13 protein-coding genes are annotated in these 17,826 nt (G+C 61.4%); 5 read left to right on the top strand and 8 right to left on the bottom strand.

Annotated elements, in window-relative coordinates; all coding sequences use genetic code 11:
• Positions 1–152: 152 nt before the first annotated feature.
• Positions 153–908 (bottom strand): tetratricopeptide repeat protein, encoded by a 756-nt coding sequence (locus BK660_RS23255; protein ID WP_123435276.1) that lies wholly within the window; start codon positions 906–908, stop codon positions 153–155.
• Entirely contained in the window at positions 905–1,585 is a 681-nt protein-coding gene (locus tag BK660_RS23250; protein ID WP_123435275.1) for a Fe2+-dependent dioxygenase, read from the bottom strand. The genes BK660_RS23255 and BK660_RS23250 overlap by 4 nt, the downstream gene beginning before the upstream one ends.
• 207 nt (positions 1,586–1,792) lie before the next feature.
• Here BK660_RS23250 and BK660_RS23245 point away from each other — a divergent pair, with 207 nt between their 5' ends.
• Both BK660_RS23245 and BK660_RS23240 read left to right on the top strand, forming a co-directional pair.
• A complete protein-coding gene (locus BK660_RS23245; RefSeq protein ID WP_123435274.1) occupies positions 1,793–4,111 on the top strand; it encodes a TonB-dependent receptor in 2,319 nt (772 codons plus the stop codon).
• Positions 4,112–4,240: 129 nt separating this feature from the next.
• Positions 4,241–6,769 carry a PepSY domain-containing protein gene (locus tag BK660_RS23240; RefSeq protein ID WP_123435273.1) on the top strand — a complete coding sequence of 843 codons (2,529 nt, stop codon included), beginning with the start codon at positions 4,241–4,243 and terminating at the stop codon, positions 6,767–6,769.
• A gap of 141 nt (positions 6,770–6,910) precedes the next feature.
• On the opposite strand, the gene BK660_RS23235 is transcribed toward BK660_RS23240, so the two are convergent.
• The 4 genes from BK660_RS23235 to ptsP all read right to left on the bottom strand — a co-directional run bounded on the left by BK660_RS23235 (position 6,911) and on the right by ptsP (position 14,170).
• Complete coding sequence (locus BK660_RS23235) at positions 6,911–8,452, bottom strand: alkaline phosphatase D family protein (protein WP_123435272.1); 1,542 nt, start codon at positions 8,450–8,452, stop codon at positions 6,911–6,913.
• Positions 8,453–8,616: 164 nt separating this feature from the next.
• Complete coding sequence (locus BK660_RS23230; RefSeq protein WP_123435271.1) at positions 8,617–10,356, bottom strand: PTS fructose-like transporter subunit IIB; 1,740 nt, start codon at positions 10,354–10,356, stop codon at positions 8,617–8,619.
• 11 nt (positions 10,357–10,367) lie between these two features.
• Positions 10,368–11,309, bottom strand: coding sequence for a 1-phosphofructokinase (gene pfkB / locus BK660_RS23225; protein WP_123435270.1), 942 nt, complete (start codon positions 11,307–11,309; stop codon positions 10,368–10,370).
• Complete coding sequence (ptsP, locus tag BK660_RS23220) at positions 11,309–14,170, bottom strand: phosphoenolpyruvate--protein phosphotransferase (protein ID WP_123435269.1); 2,862 nt, start codon at positions 14,168–14,170, stop codon at positions 11,309–11,311. Before ptsP ends, pfkB begins: the two co-directional genes overlap by 1 nt.
• Before the next feature lie 44 nt (positions 14,171–14,214).
• Between ptsP and BK660_RS32685 the strand changes: the two genes are divergently transcribed.
• From BK660_RS32685 to BK660_RS23210, 3 genes are all read left to right on the top strand, one after another.
• Positions 14,215–14,358: a hypothetical protein gene (locus BK660_RS32685; RefSeq protein WP_185045199.1), complete on the top strand. Its 144-nt coding sequence runs from the start codon at positions 14,215–14,217 to the stop codon at positions 14,356–14,358.
• Positions 14,359–14,460: 102 nt separating this feature from the next.
• Positions 14,461–15,456, top strand: a complete 996-nt coding sequence (gene cra / locus BK660_RS23215) for a catabolite repressor/activator (protein ID WP_123435268.1) — start codon at positions 14,461–14,463, stop codon at positions 15,454–15,456.
• Positions 15,457–15,459: 3 nt separating this feature from the next.
• Positions 15,460–16,236 (top strand): TatD family hydrolase, encoded by a 777-nt coding sequence (locus BK660_RS23210; protein ID WP_123435267.1) that lies wholly within the window; start codon positions 15,460–15,462, stop codon positions 16,234–16,236.
• Here BK660_RS23210 and BK660_RS23205 read toward each other — a convergent pair whose 3' ends face one another.
• Together BK660_RS23205 and BK660_RS33670 are read right to left on the bottom strand one after the other, a co-directional pair.
• A complete protein-coding gene (locus BK660_RS23205; RefSeq protein WP_123435266.1) occupies positions 16,237–16,626 on the bottom strand; it encodes a hypothetical protein in 390 nt (129 codons plus the stop codon).
• Positions 16,627–16,794: 168 nt separating this feature from the next.
• Entirely contained in the window at positions 16,795–17,499 is a 705-nt protein-coding gene (locus BK660_RS33670) for a methyl-accepting chemotaxis protein (protein WP_371258952.1), read from the bottom strand.
• Between the last annotated feature and the right edge of the window lie 327 nt (positions 17,500–17,826).

Raw genomic sequence — 17,826 nt, 5'->3', positions numbered from 1 at the left:
TAATGCAACTCAACACTTAGCCACCAGTATTCATATATATAAAATTAAGACAACTCCATAACAAGATAGCACCACACACAGACGGACCAAGGCAATAAGCCTTGTTGTGCGGTGTTCTTTATTTTTAAGAAGATAACAGTAACGATAGAACGTTACTGTTCAGTCAATTGAGAAAGTCGCAACCGGTACGCATCCGCCATGTCACGGATGTGCGGATGATGCGCGCCCGACAATGATTCAATGCCCACCCGCAGGAAATTCACATTTCCCCCAGCCAGTGCCTTGCGCAACCAGCCCAGTGCATCATCGATATTCCCTTCATCGGCCAGCACCGCGGCATAGCTGAATTGCCCGCGAAAGTCCCCGCCCTTGGCCGAGCGTCGATACCATGCTCGAGCCGAAGAGAGATCCTGCGGGCAATGACGTCCTTCTTCGAGATAGCGCCCCAACAGGTTCATGGATTTTGCGTGGCCCAACTCGGCGGCTCGGCGATACAACGCCAATGCTTGCGCCTGATCTTCGACGACGCCGCGACCGGTCGCCAGCAGGTTGGCGTAGTTGTACATCGCCCAATCCAGCCCGGCCTCTGCTGCGATTCGGTAATGCCGCGCGGCAACCGAGGCATCCGCCGCACAACCCCAGCCGTGTTCGTGACAACGGCCGAGCATGTTGCACGCCATCAGGTGCCCGCCACGAGCGGCAATCTCGAACCAGCGCAATGCCAACGGCTGATCCAGCGCGATGCCGTTGCCGTCCAGCAGGATTTGCCCAAGCAATGCCTGAGCATCGAGTACGCCTTCACGAGCCGCGATCAAAACGGCCTGGGCTGCGCGCGCCGGACTTTGCGCCAGCATGGCCTTGAGCGAATCACCGTCGAGAACTTCCTCGCGGCGCAGTTGATAACTCATACCTCGACCCAGCGGCGCAGCAGGTTGTGATAGGTGCCGGTGAGGCGGATCAGCGAGGGGTGATCAGGCATGTCCTGGGTCAACTGCTGGATCGCGCCGTCCATCTCGAACAGCAAGGCGCGCTGACTGTCTTCGCGCACCAGGCTTTGCGTCCAGAAGAACGAGGCGTAACGCGTGCCACGGGTGACCGCGTTGACCTTATGCAGGCTGGTGCCGGGATACAGAACCATGTCGCCGGCGGGCAACTTCACCCGTTGCGTGCCGAAGGTGTCCTGGATTTCCAGCTCACCGCCGTCGTAGTCCTCAGGCTCGCTGAAAAACAGCGTGGCCGACAGATCAGTGCGCACTCGCTCGATGCTGTTTTTGGGCTGGCGCACCGCGTTATCGATATGAAAATCGAAACTGCCGCCGGCCGTGTAACAGTTAAGCAACGGTGGAAAAACCTTGTGCGGTAACGCGGCGGACATGAACAGCGGATTTTTCCACAGCCGTTCCAGCATCGCCGCGCCGACTTCCTTGGCCAGTGGATGGCCTTCGGGCAGCTGCAAATTGTGCTTGGCCTTGGCCGACTGAAAACCGGCGGTGATTTTGCCGTCCGCCCAATCAGCCTGTTCCAGAGCCTCGCGGATGCGCTGCACTTCTTCTTTCGCGAACAAGCCGGGAATGTGCAGCAACATGACAAAGGCACCTGGAACCAAAGGGGCGCTAATGGTATTGATTCTTATTGCCCGTGTAAAACCCTTGCGACGGACGAAACAGCAAAAACCGTAAGGTTAAATTGTAAAGAATGTAAATTCTTCGCGAATAATAACGTTTCGCAATTGATACAAATACGCGTCTACCCTATATTCCGCGGCCTCAAATCCTTGGGGAGGGGAATTCAAATGTCACGTCAACAACCACACGTACCGGTCAGTTCACCACGTTTGCTCGCATCGGCCATTGGCATGGCGATTACTGCCGGCTCCGCGGGCCACATGGTTTTCGCGGCAGAAAAAGCCGACGAAAAAGCACCGAGTAATGTGATTTCGCTGGGCGCTACCGCCATCACTGGCGAGGCCCAGGACGAGACTTCCTACAACGTCGAAAAAGCCTCCTCGCCCAAGTACACCGCGCCGTTGGTGGACACACCGCGCTCGATCACCGTCATTCCGCAACAAGTCCTCAAGGACACCGGCGCCCTCAACATGCAGGATGCGCTGCGCACCGTTCCGGGCATCACCTTTGGTGCCGGTGAAGGTGGCAACCCGCAAGGCGACCGTCCGTTCATTCGTGGTTTCGACGCCCAGGGCGACACTTACCTGGACGGCGTGCGCGACACCGGTTCGCAGAGCCGCGAGATCTTTGGCGTCGAATCGATTGAAGTCAGCAAAGGCCCGAACTCGGCCATTGGCGGCCGTGGCGCGGCTGGCGGCAGCATCAACCTGGTGAGCAAAAAAGCCCACCTGGGCGACTCGAACGATGCAGGTTTTACCTGGGGTTCGGACCAGACCCAGCGTTTCACCCTGGACAGCAACTATCAGTTCACCGACACCGCTGCCGGCCGTCTGAACCTGATGAGCCACGAGAGCAACGTCGCCGGCCGTGACAGCGTCGACTACGACCGCTGGGGCATCGCGCCTTCGCTGGCCTTCGGCCTGGGCACCGACACCCGCGTCAACCTCGATTACTACCATCTGGAAAGTAACGACACCCCGGACTCGGGCATTCCGTACACCATCCCGGTGGCCGGTTCGGCTGCGCGCACCAAGTCCAATCCGGACAAGCCAAACGATGGCGGCGACAGCTCAAACTTCTACGGCCTGAACGACCGTGACTTCCGCAAGGGCCGCACCGACACCGCGACCTTCGCCATCGAGCACGACCTGAACGACGCGCTGACCGTCAAGAACACCCTGCGTCACGGCACCAGCATGCAGGATTACATCCTGACCCAGCCGGACGACAGCAAGGGCAACGTCAACAACGGCAGCGTCTGGCGCCGCGCGAATACCCGTGTCAGCAACACCGAGACCACAACCAACCAGACCGATCTGTTTGGTGACATGTACATCGCCGGGTTCAAGAACAGCTTCGCCACCGGTATCGAGTTCACCCACGAGGAAAACCAGAAATCCTCGTACAACGTCAACACCGACACCACCCCGCGAACAGCCGCAGCCACCACCAACTGCTCCCCGGCTTTGATCGGCGCACCAAGCGGTTACAACTGCACCTCGCTGTCCAACCCGAACCCGAAAGATCCTTGGAACGGTGCGATCTCGCGCAACTACGCCGGCACCGACACCAAGGCCAACACCTACGCGTTGTATGTGTTCGACACCCTGGAATTGTCCCAGCAGTGGCTGGTGAACATGGGCCTGCGCTACGACCATTTCGACACCGACTACAAAACCTTCAACGGTTCCAGCGTGACCACGTCCAAGGGCGATGACACCAGCGAGTTCGTTACCGGTCAGTTCGGTGTGGTGTACAAACCGGCGGAAAACGGCAGCATCTATGCGTCCTTCGCGACGTCGGCCACGCCACCGGGCAACACCCTGGGCGAAGGTTCGGAAGGCAACCCGCTGGGTGGCACGCCGGACCGCAACGGCAACCTGCTGAAAAGCGACCTGGAGCCGGAAACCACCAAGAACTACGAAGTCGGTACCAAGTGGGACTTGATGAATGATCGCCTGTCCCTGACCGCCGACATCTTCCGCACCGAGAAAGACAACGCCCGCGTCCAGGTCGACACCACGACTTATGAAAACGCCGGCAAAACCCGCGTTCAGGGTGTCGAACTGTCGGCCACCGGCAAGCTCACCGACAAATGGCAAGTCTTCGCCGGTTACGCCTACATGGACAGCGAGCAAGTCGACGGCGGTCCGCTGGGCGCAGCCAACGATGGCAACGAACTGCCTAACACACCGAAAAACAGCGCCAGCCTGTGGACGACCTACCAGGTCACGCCAAAGCTGACCATCGGTGGCGGTGCGTTCTATGTCGACGATGTCTTCGGCAGCGTGGCCAACACCACCATGGTGGAGTCCTACGTTCGTTACGACGCGATGGCAGCCTACAAGCTGAGCAAAAACGTCGACCTGCAACTGAACGTGCAGAACCTGACCGACGAAACGTACTACGACAAGGCCTTCTCGACCCACTTCGCCAACCAGGCGGCGGGCCGTACGGCATTGCTGAGCACCAACTTCCACTTCTGATAGAAGCGGGACGAAGAAGCCCTGCTCATTCGTGAGTGGGGCTTTTGTGCGTAAAAAAGAATGTTTCTCGACAACCCACGGCATAATGCGCGCCGTGATGATAATTTTTGAACGAACAAGGCGAGTGACGTGTTGAAGAAAACCCTGTTCCAGTTGCACTGGTTTTTCGGCATCAGCGCCGGGCTGGTCCTGGCCCTGATGGGCATCACCGGGGCGACGGTGTCGTTTCAGGATGAAATCCTGAACGTGCTCAACCCCTCCGTGTTGCAGGTCGAGAAGCAGGTCGCCGGCGTCCTGCCGCCCGTCGAACTGGTCGAGCGCATCGAAGCCGCGTCCGGCAAAAAAGTCTCGATGCTTTCCGTCGAGACCGACAGCGGCCATGCGGCCAAAGTATTTTTCACCCCGCCGCCGGGCCAACGCCGTGGCGAGATGCGCTATTTCGACCCGTATACCGCCGAGCTCATGGGCGATGCCACCGGCCAGGACTTCTTCGGCTTCGTGCTGCAACTGCATCGTTTCCTCGCCATGGGCGACACCGGTCGCAACATCACCGGCGCGTGCACGCTGATCCTGGTGTTCTTCTGCCTCTCCGGCCTGTACCTGCGCTGGCCGCGCCAGTGGAACAAATGGCGTGCCTGGCTGACCCTGGACTGGAAGAAAAAGGGTCGCAGCTTCAACTGGGATTTGCACTCGGTCGCCGGCACCTGGTGCCTGGTGTTTTACCTCCTGGCGGCACTGACCGGGTTGTCCTGGTCGTATGAGTGGTACAACAAAGGCCTGACCCGCTTGCTCTCCGACGCGCCACAAAACGAGCGCGTGCGCGGTGGTCGTGGCCCGGCCCCCAGTGGTCCGGCGCCAACCGCCGACTACGCGGCCATATGGAGCAGCGTCTACAGCGCCGCAGGCCCGGCACTCAGCGCCTACAACATCCGTATGCCGCCCGTGGCCGGTCAGCCGGCGACCGTGTACTACCTGCTGAACACCTCACCCCACGACCGCGCCCTGAACCAGATCACCCTCGATCCGGCGACCGGCATCGTCAAGCAACATGATCGCTACAGCGACAAGAGCCTCAAGGCGCAATGGCTGACCAGCATTTATGCACTGCACGTCGGCAGCTACTTCGGCATTGTCGGGCGCATCATCCTGACCATTACCGCGCTGACCATGCCGTTGTTTTTCGTCACCGGCTGGATGCTGTACCTCGATCGTCGGCGCAAGAAAAAGCAGATCAAGGACGCACGCAAAAGTCTCGAACAATCGGACAGCGATGCACCGGCATGGTTGATCGGCTTCGCCAGCCAGAGTGGATTTGCCGAACAATTGGCGTGGCAGACCGCCAGCCAATTGCAGGCCGCCGGCGTGCCGGTGAACGTGCAGCCGCTGGCGAGCGTCAGTGAACAGGATCTGCTGGATTCCACCAACGCGCTGTTCGTAGTCAGTACGTTCGGCGACGGTGAAGCGCCCGATAGTGCGCGCGGGTTCGAACGCAAGGTGTTGGGTCGGTCGTCGAGCCTTGAGCGCTTGAACTACGCGGTGCTCGGCCTCGGTGATCGCCAGTATCAACACTTCTGCGGCTTCGCCCGACGTTTGCACACCTGGCTGGGCGAGCACGGCGGCAAGACCTTGTTCGCCCCGGTGGAAGTCGACAGCGGCGACCCGTACGCCTTGCGTCACTGGCAGCAACAACTGGGCCTGTTGACCGGGCAAACACCGGTCGACACCTGGCAAGCGCCAAGCTACGACAATTGGACGCTGACCCGCCGCGAACTGATGAACCCGGACAGCATTGGCGCGCCGGTGTACTTGTTGGGCCTCGCCGCCCCGTCCACCAGCAGTTGGCTGGCGGGTGATCTGGTGGAAGTGCTGCCTCGTAACTGCCCGTGGGCCATCGAGCATTTTCTCGACGGTTTGGGCATCGACGGGCGCGCTGCGGTTGCAGTCGATGGCTGGTCACAACCGCTGGAGCAAGCCCTCGCCACGCGCCAGTTGCCGGAAAACAGAGCCCATCTGGTCGGCCTGCACGCTCAGGCACTGATTGATGCGCTGGTGCCGTTGGCCATGCGCGAATACTCCATTGCTTCGATTGCGGCCGACGGCATTCTGGAACTGATCGTGCGTCAGGAAATGCACGCCGATGGCAGCCTGGGCATCGGCTCCGGCTGGCTGACCGAACACGCTCCCGTGGGGGGCACCATCAGTCTGCGAGTGCGGCGCAACAGCGGGTTCCATCTGCCGGTCGAGCCGGTACCGATGATCCTGCTGGGCAACGGCACCGGTCTGGCCGGGCTGCGCAGTTTGCTCAAGGCACGCATTGCCGACGGGCAACAACGCCACTGGCTGCTGTTTGGCGAGCGCCATCGGGAACACGATTACCTGTGCCGCGATGAGCTGGAGGAGTGGTTGATTTCAGGTGACCTGGAGCGCCTGGACCTGGCGTTCTCGCGCGATCAGGCCGAGAAGATTTATGTGCAGGATCGCCTGCGTGAGTCGGCGGACGAGTTGAAGAAATGGTTGGCTGATGGCGCCGTCATCTACATCTGCGGCAGCTTGCAAGGGATGGCGTCAGGGGTGGATCACGTGCTCAATGAAGTGCTCGGGATTGCAGAGGTCGATCGCCTGATCGAACAAGGCCGCTACCGCCGCGACGTCTACTGACACCCCACCAAAAATGTGGGAGCGGGCTTGCTCGCGAATGCGATCTGACAGTCAACATTTCTGTTGAATGTCATGCCCCCTTCGCGAGCAAGCCCGCTCCCACATTGGTTCTGTGGCGGATCAAAAATGTGCGCAGCCCTCTCAGACCGGCTGCACTTTCTGCTCAAACACCGCCACCCCATCCAGATCCCGCAACACCACGCTCATCTCCCCCGTTTGCCCATCAATATTCACTTCGCCAAAAAACTGAAACCCGGCAAACGGTGAAGTGTTTTGTGCCGCCGGTGCCTTCTCGAATACCACCTCAGGTCCGAAGGTCTTATCCAGCGGATTCGGCCCAAAGCTCCCTGCGTTCAGCGGTCCGGCGACAAACTCCCAGAACGGTTCAAAGTCCTGAAACGCGGCACGATCCGGGTGGTAGCGATGCGCTGCGCAGTAATGCACATCCGCCGTCAAAAACACGAAGTTACGCACCTGCTGTGCCCGCAGGAAACCCAGCAACTCGGCGATTTCCAGTTCCCGCCCCTGAGCCGGTCCCGGATCACCGTTGGCGACCGCTTCCCAGCGCGCCACTCCCGGGCTGACCTCACCGTCGGGCACGCCCAAACCAATCGGCATGTCAGCGGCAATGACTTTCCACTGGGCGTGCGAGCCTTTCAGTTCCTGCTTGAGCCAGTCCAGTTGCTCGCGCCCGAGAAAGGGCTTGGCCGCGCCGAGGTTGTCGTCGTTGGCGCCGCGGTAACTGCGCATGTCGAGCACAAACACATCGAGCATCGGCCCATAGCTGAGCTTGCGATAAATCCGCCCGCCGTTGTCGGCGCTCTGCAAACGCATCGGCGCATATTCGAGCCAGGCCTGTCGTGCGGGGCCGACCAGGTTGTGGATATCTTTCTCCTGATAGCGCACATCGAGTTGCTTGCCCGGCGACCAGTTGTTCACCACTTCGTGGTCGTCCCATTGCCAGATCTGCGGGACCTCGGCGTTGAAACGGCGGATGTTTTCGTCCATCAGGTTGTAGCGGTAGTTACCGCGAAAATCGTCGAGGTTTTGCGCGACCTTGCTCTTGGCTTCAGTGGTGATGTTGCGCCACACCCGACCGCTTTCGGTGGGCAGTTGCGCGGGCACCGGGCCGTCGGCGTAGATGGTGTCGCCGCTGTGGATAAAGAAGTCCGGCAGGCGCAAACGCATGGCTTCGTAGATACGCATGCCACCGATGTCCGGGTTGATACCGAAGCCTTGGCCGACGGTGTCGCCACTCCAGACAAAACGAATATCGCGACGGGTTTGCGGCACGCTGCGCAAATGGCCAAACCAGGGTTCGCTGGCGACGCCGGTTTGGGCATCTTCGAAGGTCACGCGATAGAAAATCGCCTGATCGGCGGGCAGGCCGGTGAGTTCGACCCGCGCAGTGAAATCGGTGCGCGCATCGGCCAGCGGCGAGACAAATCGGCGCGGGTTGCTGAACAGGCTGCGAGTGTCCCATTCCACGACCATTCGCGCGGGGCGGTCGCTGCGGCTCCAGACCATCGCCCGGTCGCCCAGCAGGTCGCCGGACTGCACGCCGTCGGTGAGTAGCGGACGATCCTTGACCGAAGCGATCACGGCCGGCGCCAACCCCGGCAACAACAGCCCGGCGCCCACCGCTTGCAGGACCCGACGGCGACCGAGGTCGAATTCGCTCATGGTGTTCTCCCTGAAAAGGAAAACTAAAGCACATGCCCATGAAACCGGTGTGACACCGCCCCCTGTAGGAGTGAGCCTGCTCGCGATGGCGGTGTAACAGTCAACTTATCTATTGAATGTTATGCAGCCATCGCGAGCAGGCTCACTCCAGGGGGTTGGTGGTGTCAGGCGTTGGCGGGTTCCAGCGCCAGCTCGGCCGCTTCAGGCCGTTTGAGCAGCGCATACGCCACAGCCGTCAGCAAGCTCCCGGCGACAATCGCCAGCAAGTACAACAACGCATGGTTGATCGCATTCGGGATCGCCAGCACAAACAAACCACCGTGCGGCGCCATCAGCTTGCAGCCGAAATACATCGACAACGCCCCGGTCAGCGCACCACCGGCAATACTCGCCGGGATCACCCGCAACGGGTCTTTCGCGGCAAACGGAATCGCGCCTTCAGAGATGAAGCACAACCCCAACACCAGCGCCGCTTTACCGGCCTCGCGCTCGGTCTGGGCAAACTTGCGCCGTGCAATGAACGTGGCGATGCCCAGGCCAATCGGCGGCACCATGCCGGCGGCCATGGTCGCGGCCATCGGTGCATAACTCTGCGACGCCAGCAGCCCCACCGAGAACGCGTAAGCCGCTTTGTTGATCGGCCCGCCAAGGTCGACGCACATCATGCCGCCCAGCAACACGCCGAGCAGAATCGCGTTGGTGGTGCCCATGCTGTCGAGGAAGTGGGTGAGCCCTTCGAGCATTCCGGCCACCGGTTTGCCGACCACATAAATCATCACCAGGCCGGTGAACAGACTCGCCAGCAACGGAATGATCAGGATCGGTTTCAGCGCCTCGAGACTCTGCGGCAAACGCGCATAACGGTTGATCGCCTGCGCCGCATATCCGGCGATGAAACCGGCAATGATCCCGCCGATAAAACCGGCTCCCAGGGTGCTCGCCAACATTCCGCCGATCATCCCGGGCGCCAGCCCCGGCCGGTCGGCAATCGAGTAGGCGATGTAACCCGCCAGCAGCGGCACCATCAACTTGAACGCCGTCTCGCCGCCGATCTGCATCAGCGCGGCCGCCAATGTGCCCTGCTCCTTGAAGGCGGTGATGCCGAACACAAAGGACAACGCGATCATCAAGCCGCCCGCCACCACCATCGGCAACATGAACGACACACCGGTCAGCAGGTGCTTGTAGACGCCGGTTTTTTCTTGCTTGGCCGGGCCGCTGGAGCCGCTCGTAGCGGTTTCCTGCCGGCCTTCGGCCAGCGCTTTGTTCAGTGTCGCTTCGGCCTGTTTCAGCGCAATGCCGGTGCCGCAGCGGTAAATCTTCTTGCCGGCGAAACGCTCGGTGGCGACTTCGATATCACAGGCCAGCAGCACCACATCGGCATCGGCAATCGCCGCCGCGCTCAACGGATTGCGCGCGCCGACCGAGCCCTGGGTTTCCACTTGCAGGTCGTAACCCAGACGCTTGGCGGCTTGCTGCAAGGCTTCGGCGGCCATGAACGTGTGCGCGACGCCGGTCGGGCACGCGGTGATCGCGACCAGTCGTGGCGCGTTTTTTGTGGAGGTCGCAGGCTCGGCGACCGCTTCAGGGGCTACGTACACCTGAGCTTCTTCAGCACCGCGCCGCAGCACCGCTTCAACATCTTGCAGGGCTTGCGCCGGGGTGCTCTGGAACACGCGTTTGCCGACGAATCGCGTCATGTCCACCGGCACGCTGGTCACCAGCAACACCCACTCGGCGCCTTCGATCGTGGTCGCCGACAACTGACGCTCCGGATGCGTCGCATCCACCACTTCAACGCACGTCATCCAACCCTGACGCTGAGCCGCCGCATCGAGCAAACGGGCGCACAGCACACTGGTGACCATGCCGTTCGGGCAGGCCGTAACAATGGCTAACTTCATCACAATCCCTCTTATTGTTCTGTCAGGGGGCGCACGCGCACGCCCTGTTCGAGCTGCGCCAATTGCGCGGCATCGCCGATGCCGAAACCGATCTGGGTGACCGCCATCGCGGCAATCGCCGTGGCGGTGCGCAGGGTCTGTTCCGGGGTGTCGGCGCTGAGCAGACCATGGAGCATGCCGGCCAGTAACGAGTCGCCCGCACCGACCGTGCTGGCGACGCTGACCTTGGGCGGCGTGGCATGCAGCGCCGAGCCGACACTGAACCAGTTCACGCCATCGGCACCGTGAGAGATCACCACATGCTCGATACCTTGAGCGTGCAAACGGCTCGCCGCCTCGGCTTGTGCCGTGACCGAAACAACCTCGCAACCGAGTGCATCGGCCAGCTCTTCGGTGTTCGGTTTGATCAGCCACGGCCCGGCCTTGAGCGCGGCACGCAGCGCTTCGCCGCTGGTGTCGAGGGCGACGTTCAGACCGAGTTTTTTCAAGCGCACAATCAACGCCTGCAACCAACGCGCACTGACGCCCAGCGGCAAGCTTCCGGCGACGACCACGGCGTCATGACCCGGTGCAATCTGCTCCAGGCGTTCGAGCAATTCCTGCTGCGCCGCTTCACTCACTCGCGGCCCCGGACCGTTGACGTCGGTGATGCGCCCATCGCTTTCCGCGAGTTTGATATTGCTGCGAATCTCGCCGGGAACGCGGATGAACGCGTCGACAAAACCGCGCTTGGCGAACAGGGTTTCGAACGCCTGCAAATTATCTTCCCCGAGGAAGCCGCTGACGGTCAGTTGATGACCAAGGTCCGCCAACACTTGCGCCACGTTGATGCCTTTACCGGCAGCGTGGGTGTGCATGGCGTCGCTGCGGTTGACCTGACCGGGTTCAAGGCGCGGCAACTGGACGGTCAGGTCCAATGCCGGGTTGAGGGTCAGGGTTAAAATCCGGGCCATTACAGAGCCTCCACTAATGCGCGCACTTCATTGGCGCTGCCCACGGCCAAGGCCTCTTGGGCGAGAATTTGCGTCTGGGCGAGGCTGAGTTCGCGAATGCGCGCCTTGACCTCGGCGATGCTGCGCCCCGACACGCTGAGTTCGTCCACGCCCAGCCCGACCAGCACCGGCACCGCCAGCGGGTCCGCCGCCAGTTCACCGCAGACGCCGACCCATTTGCCATGGGCATGCGCCGCACGCACGGTGATGTCGATCAGTTGCAGCACCGCCGGGTGCAAGCCGTCGGCCTGGGCGGACAAGGTCGGATGACCACGATCGATGGCCAGGGTGTATTGGGTCAGGTCATTGGTGCCGACGCTAAAGAAGTCGACCTCTTTGGCCAGCACCGGCGCCAGCAAGGCAGCCGACGGCACTTCGATCATGATCCCCAGTTGCAGGTCGGCAACCGGGATTTCCAGGCGCAAGCGCTCGGTCATGTCCCGCGCTTGGCGCCATTCATCGACGCTGCCGACCATTGGAAACATGATCCGCAGCGGACGGTTATCGGCGGCCCGCAGCAAGGCGCGCAATTGCGCTTCCATGATTTTCGGACGTTGCAGGGTCAGGCGAATACCGCGCACGCCGAGGAACGGGTTTTCTTCTTTGGCGATCGGCCAATACGGCAGCGGTTTGTCGCCACCGACGTCGAGGGTGCGCACCACCAGCGGCCGACCGGCCAGGCCGTCGAGGACGCGGCGGTATTCAACTTCCTGAGTGGCCTCGTCCGGCGCTTGCGTATGGGCCATGAAAATCAGTTCGGTGCGCATCAAGCCGATGCCTTCGGCGCCCTGCTCTACCGCACTGACTACACCAGCGCTCTCGCCAATGTTGGCGAACACTTCAACCGCGTGACCGTCGGTGGTCAGCGCCGGTTGATGACGTTGTTCAGCGGCCACTTTCAGGCGCTGTTCGCGGGTGTCGCGTTCTTCGGTGGCGCGCTGCAACGTCAGCGCATCGGCGTCCACATGCAGGCGCCCGCGCTGGCCATCAATCAGCAACGGCGTGCCCGGCGCCAACAGCAACACCGCCGCGCCAGCACCGACCAGCGCCGGAATACCCAGCGCCCGGGCGACGATCGCGCTGTGCGCCGTGGCGCCGCCGCGAGCCGTGAGAATGCCGGCGACGCGGGCCGGATCGAGACGCGCGACGTCGGACGGACCGACTTCGTCCATCACCAGAATGTAAGGCTGGTCCGGCTCGCTCGGCGTTTCGACGCCGCTCAGTTGCGCCAGCACGCGCCGGCCGATGTCGCGCAAGTCTGCCGCACGCTCGGCGAGCAACGCGTCCTGCAACGATTCCTGTTGTTTGGCCGCCGCTTCGATCACCGCCATCCACGCCGCTTCGGCGCTTTCGCCTTGCTTGAGGCGAGTGTCGACTTCATCGGTCAGTTCCGGGTCGTCGAGCATTTCCTGATGGGTGATGAAGATCTCGCGGATCGCCTTGGACGTGCTGCGCTCGATAAGGCCTTCGATGTCGCGACGTACCTGCGCCAGCGCCTGTTTGAGACGCTCGCGCTCGATGGCGGCGGACTCACCACGCAGCGGGTATTCGATGGTTTGCAGCACTTGAATATGCGCCGGGCCGATAGCAATGCCCGGTGCCGCCGCGATGGCTTGAATCAGGCTGCCGGACGCCGGGGCGAGCAGCACTTCGGCGATATCTGCGAGCTCTTCGCGTTGTTGACTCACGGCTGGCAAAGGCTCGATTTCTTCGCCGAGGCCTTCTTCGATGGCAGCCAGCAAGGCCGGCAAGGCGTCGGCGGCAATGCTCGGTTCGGCGATGAATTCCAGCAGCTGACCCCGACGGGCGCCGAGGCTGAGCAGTTTGCTCAAGCTTTTCACCGACACCGCGCTGTCCTGGCCGTCGATGATGCGTACGCGAATTTCGCCTTCAAAACTTTTCGCTAACTGGGCGAGGATCTTCGCCGGGCGCGCGTGCAAGCCGTGGGCGTTGGCCAATGCGATGCGCGCGCTCGGCCAGTCCGCCGGCAGTTCGCCGCCAAGGACTTCGAGCACTTTGCGGCTGCTGGTGGCGCGGCCCAGTTCATGGCCACGGCCTTCAATCAGCAACGCACACAGACGTTCGAGCAAGGCCTGATGGGCTTCACCGAGGCTGGCCAGGCAGAACAGGCCGCTGAGCGGCTGGCCGAGGTAGCGAATCGGTTTGTCCGGGGTGACGAAGGCCAGGCCCGGGCGCTTGACCGTTTGTTCGCTGTGTAACCACCACAAGCCATCGCCCAGCGGCAGCGCTTCTACTTGTTGCAACACCGCGGAGAAACCGTTGCTCACGCAATCAGCCTGGCGCAGCAATCGCGCGCCGCGCCAGACCAGTTCCTCGAAGTCATCGGCCGACACACCCAAGCCGATCATCTGCGCATCCAGCGCCAATTCCTGCGGCGCGCCTTGCAGCAGTTTCAACAAGGCTTCGGCGGAGCTTGCACGACGCAAGGCCTGGCCCAGGTCGGTTTCGCCGAGGGCGCGGGTCAACAGTTGCAGCAAACGCAAATGTTCGTCGGACTTGGCCGCGATGCCGATCGCGAGATACACAATCTGACCGTCGCCCCAATCCACGCCATCGGGGAACTGCATCAGCCGCACGCCGGTGGAAAACACCAGGTCGCGGGTTTGCGGTGTACCGTGGGGGATGGCAATACCTTGACCGAGAAAGGTCGAGCCCTGAGCCTCGCGCGCCTGCAAACCTGCCAGGTACCCGTCGGCGACCAGGCCATCGGCGACCAGATGCTCGGCCAGTAGCTGCAACGCAGCGGACTTATCCACAGCCGATTGGCCCATGGATATCTGCTCTAGAGTGAGCTCGAGCATGCTTTCTCCTTTTTGGCGTCTGAGGGCGCCAGGTATTGTTTTGAATGAATCAGCTTAAGCGTTTAACCGTCACTTTTGGCGGTTTCACGGCAGAACCGGCCAAGGGTGCGTATAACCCTGAAAATACGCTTGCTGAAACGTTTAATCTAGAACACTTGGCACGTTACTCGATAATGTCGCATCCTTGAAGCCCAACTTGTCGGATGTGCGTGGACAATAGTCGCCTGCCGGATTCGGGTAGGATTGGCGAAAATGTCGGGGCAAGCTCGAAAAAACAAGGAAATCCCGAGTTGAAACTCAGTGATATCGCACAGTTGGCCGGTGTGTCCGTAACCACCGCCAGTTATGTCATTAATGGCAAAGCCGAACAGCAACGCATCAGCAGTGCCACCGTCGAGCGCGTGCGCGCGGTCGTCGAACAGCATGGCTTTACGCCCAACCCTCAAGCGGCCGGGTTGCGCAGTCGGCACACGCGCACCTTGGGTTTTATTCTGCCGGACCTGGAAAACCCCAGTTACGCGCGAATCGCCAAACTGCTGGAACAAGGCGCCCGGGCACGCGGCTATCAGTTGCTGATCGCCAGCTCCGACGATGCGCCGGACAGTGAGCGGCAATTGCTCAAACTGTTCCGCGCCCGGCGCTGCGATGCGCTGATCGTCGCCAGTTGCCTGCCGACTGATGACGACAGCTACCGCCAGCTACAGGCCAAAGGCATGCCGATCATCGCCATCGACCGGGTCATGGAGCCCGAGCACTTTTGCTCGGTCATCAGTGACGACCGCGAGGCCAGCCTGCAATTGACCCGCAGTCTGCTGGACCCGTTGCCCAAGCAGATCGCCTTGATCGGCGCACGCCCCGAGTTGAGCATCAGCCAGGAACGCGCTGCCGGTTTCAAAGAGGCGCTGGACGGCTTCAAAGGCGAGGTACTGATCGAGCACGGCGAGTCGTTCAGCCGCGAGTGTGGCAAGCAGTTGATGGAAGAAATGCTCCAGCGTCTGGGGCATTTGCCGGACGCCTTGGTGACCACTTCCTACGTGTTGCTTCAGGGGGTGTTCGATGCCTTGCATGACTTCCCGCTGAAAACCCGTCCGTTGCGCCTCGGGACGTTCGGTGACACGCAGCTGCTGGACTTCCTGCCGCTGCCGGTCAACGCCATGGCCCAACAGCATCAGTTGATCGCCGATAAAGCCTTGGCCCTGGCCTTGGCCGCCATCGAGCAGTCCGATTACCAACCCGGCGTGCAGGCCATCGCGCGGACCTTCAAGCAGCGTATTCACCGGGACTGAACCGTGGAGCTGATCGACAGCCACACTCATCTGGATTTTCCGGATTTCGACGCGGATCGTCAGGCGCTGCTGGCCGAAAGCCGCGCCTTGGGCGTGCGTCGAATGGTGGTGCTGGGGGTCTATCAGGCGAATTGGCAGCGTGTCTGGGACCTGGTGCAAAGCGATCCCGACTTGCATGCCGCATTCGGTTTGCACCCGGTGTACCTGGAAGACCATCGACCCGAAGATCTACAGGAACTCGGTGACTGGCTGACGCGCCTGACCGGCAATCGGCAATTGTGCGCCGTGGGCGAGATCGGCCTGGATTACTTCATCGAAACCCTGGACCGCGAACGCCAGCAGGCGCTGTTCGAAGCGCAACTGCAACTGGCGGCGGACTTCAACCTGCCAGCGCTGATCCACGTGCGGCGCAGCCATGCGGCGGTGATTGCCACGCTGAAACACTTTCGATTGAAACGTGCCGGGATCATCCATGCCTTCGCGGGCAGCAAAGAAGAAGCGCGCGAGTACATCAAGCTCGGATTCAAACTCGGGCTGGGTGGCGCCGCGACCTGGCCGCAGGCGCTGCGCATGCACCGTGTGCTCGCCGAATTGCCACTGGAATCGGTGGTGCTGGAAACCGACTCGCCGGACATGGCGCCGGCCATGTTTCCCGGTCAACGCAACAGCCCGGCGCACCTGCCGGCGATCTGCTCGGCGCTGGCGCAGATCATGGCGATCAGCCCTGAGCAACTGGCCGGCGCCAGCACGGCCAACGCCTGCGAGCTGTTCAACTGGTAATCAGTCGGCGTGGGCCTTGGCGGCTTCCAGAATCAGCGTGATGTGTTGCCGGTGATGGGCAAACTGTATGACGACGAAGTAGACCAGAATGGCGCCCAGCGAAAAATTCAGCTGTTCGACGACGCTGAGCATGCCGATCCATTCCATGACCAACGCCACCAAGATCGCGGTGCACACCATCACCAGCGTGCTCGCCCGCAGCAAGCCCAGTGAATCGAGCGATTTGAAGCGCCTGATCTGTTTCGGGTCGCTCAATTGCAAGGCTTTGTGGCAGTGAGTACAGGCGAACGATTCGTTGATTGCAATCGCGTTGAGTTGCCAGGCTTCCAGTTGCAGGGTGCTCCCGCAGTGAGCGCAGTGCCCCTGTATTCCCATTGTTGCAACAGACATTACCGCGCCTCCTCAGGGCTGGCCAGAGTGAATGATCTTCCTTCATTGAAGACGAAAAATCAGAGCACGGCGGAAAACAAGACATTACCTACCCGCAAAGGGAAAACGCACTACAGATTATTCGCAAAACCTGTGGGAGCGAGCCTGCTCGCTCCCACAGGGATTTTCTCAGACCCGGAAGGCGCTGATCAGGTGCTTGAGTTCTACCACTTGGGCCGACAACGCGCGGCTGGCATCCTCGGTCTGGTGCGCCCCTTCGGCGGTACGTTCGCCAGCGCGGTTGATCTCGACGATGTTCTGATCAATGTCGTGGGCGACAGCGGTCTGCTGCTCGACTGCCGCAGCGATCTGCTGGTTCTGGTCCACGATCATGCCGACAGCGCCGAGGATGTTTTCCAGCGCCTGCTGGACTTTTTCCGACTGCCCGACCGTGCCATCGGCCACCTGATGGCTGATGCCCATGGCCTTGACCGCCGCGCCGACGCCGCTGTGAAGCTTGCTGATCATCTGCTCGATTTCTTCGGTCGATTGCTGAGTGCGCTTGGCCAGCGTGCGGACCTCATCGGCCACCACCGCAAACCCGCGCCCCTGCTCACCGGCCCGAGCGGCTTCGATGGCCGCGTTAAGGGCCAGCAGATTGGTCTGCTCGGCGATGCTCTTGATCACTTCCAGCACTCGGCTGATGGACTGGCTGTCGCTGGCCAGTTGATTGATCACGATCACTGACTGATCGATCTCACTGGCCAATTGCGCGATGCTGCCCTGCTGGGACGCCACCAGACCGCGACCGCTGATGGTCTCGTCGTTGACGCTGTGGGCGCTGCTGACTGCGGCAGCGGCACTGCGCGCCACTTCAAGGGAAGTGGCCGACATCTGGTTCATGGCCGTGGCGACCTGCTCGATCTGCGAACGTTGCCCTGCCACCGCTTGGTTGCTCTGGGTGGAGACGCTTTGCACCTGCCCGGCCTGACGCTCGACCTCATTGACGGTCTGCCCGACGCGTTCGATCAGGTCATGGATTTTCTTCACGGTGCCGTTGAATACCTCACCCAACTCTCCGAGCTCATCGCGGCTTTCAGCGCGGAAGGTCACCGTCATGTCGCCCGCAGCAACCGTGTCCATCATGGCGCCAAGACGCTTGAGGGTGGTGCGGGTCGACGCGTAGAAGCCGCCGTAAAGGTAGAAAATCAACACAAACAC

Source organism: Pseudomonas brassicacearum, from assembly GCF_003732265.1.
Lineage (GTDB): Bacteria > Pseudomonadota > Gammaproteobacteria > Pseudomonadales > Pseudomonadaceae > Aquipseudomonas > Aquipseudomonas brassicacearum_D.
Note: the sequence above shows the minus strand (reverse complement) of the source record. Positions and strands in the feature narration are given on the sequence as shown.

Bases quoted from the DNA above. Each gene is read 5' to 3' on its own strand.
- BK660_RS23245 (WP_123435274.1), top strand. From the start codon at position 1,793: ATGTCACGTCAACAACCACACGTACCGGTCAGTTCACCACGTTTGCTC.
- BK660_RS33670 (WP_371258952.1), bottom strand. From the start codon at position 17,499: ATGTCGGCCACTTCCCTTGAAGTGGCGCGCAGTGCCGCTGCCGCAGTC.
- BK660_RS23250 (WP_123435275.1), bottom strand. From the start codon at position 1,585: ATGTTGCTGCACATTCCCGGCTTGTTCGCGAAAGAAGAAGTGCAGCGC.
- BK660_RS23230 (WP_123435271.1), bottom strand. From the start codon at position 10,356: ATGAAGTTAGCCATTGTTACGGCCTGCCCGAACGGCATGGTCACCAGT.
- BK660_RS23235 (WP_123435272.1), bottom strand. From the start codon at position 8,452: ATGAGCGAATTCGACCTCGGTCGCCGTCGGGTCCTGCAAGCGGTGGGC.
- BK660_RS32685 (WP_185045199.1), top strand. From the start codon at position 14,215: ATGAATCAGCTTAAGCGTTTAACCGTCACTTTTGGCGGTTTCACGGCA.
- BK660_RS23255 (WP_123435276.1), bottom strand. From the start codon at position 908: ATGAGTTATCAACTGCGCCGCGAGGAAGTTCTCGACGGTGATTCGCTC.
- BK660_RS23205 (WP_123435266.1), bottom strand. From the start codon at position 16,626: ATGTCTGTTGCAACAATGGGAATACAGGGGCACTGCGCTCACTGCGGG.
- pfkB (WP_123435270.1), bottom strand. From the start codon at position 11,309: ATGGCCCGGATTTTAACCCTGACCCTCAACCCGGCATTGGACCTGACC.
- ptsP (WP_123435269.1), bottom strand. From the start codon at position 14,170: ATGCTCGAGCTCACTCTAGAGCAGATATCCATGGGCCAATCGGCTGTG.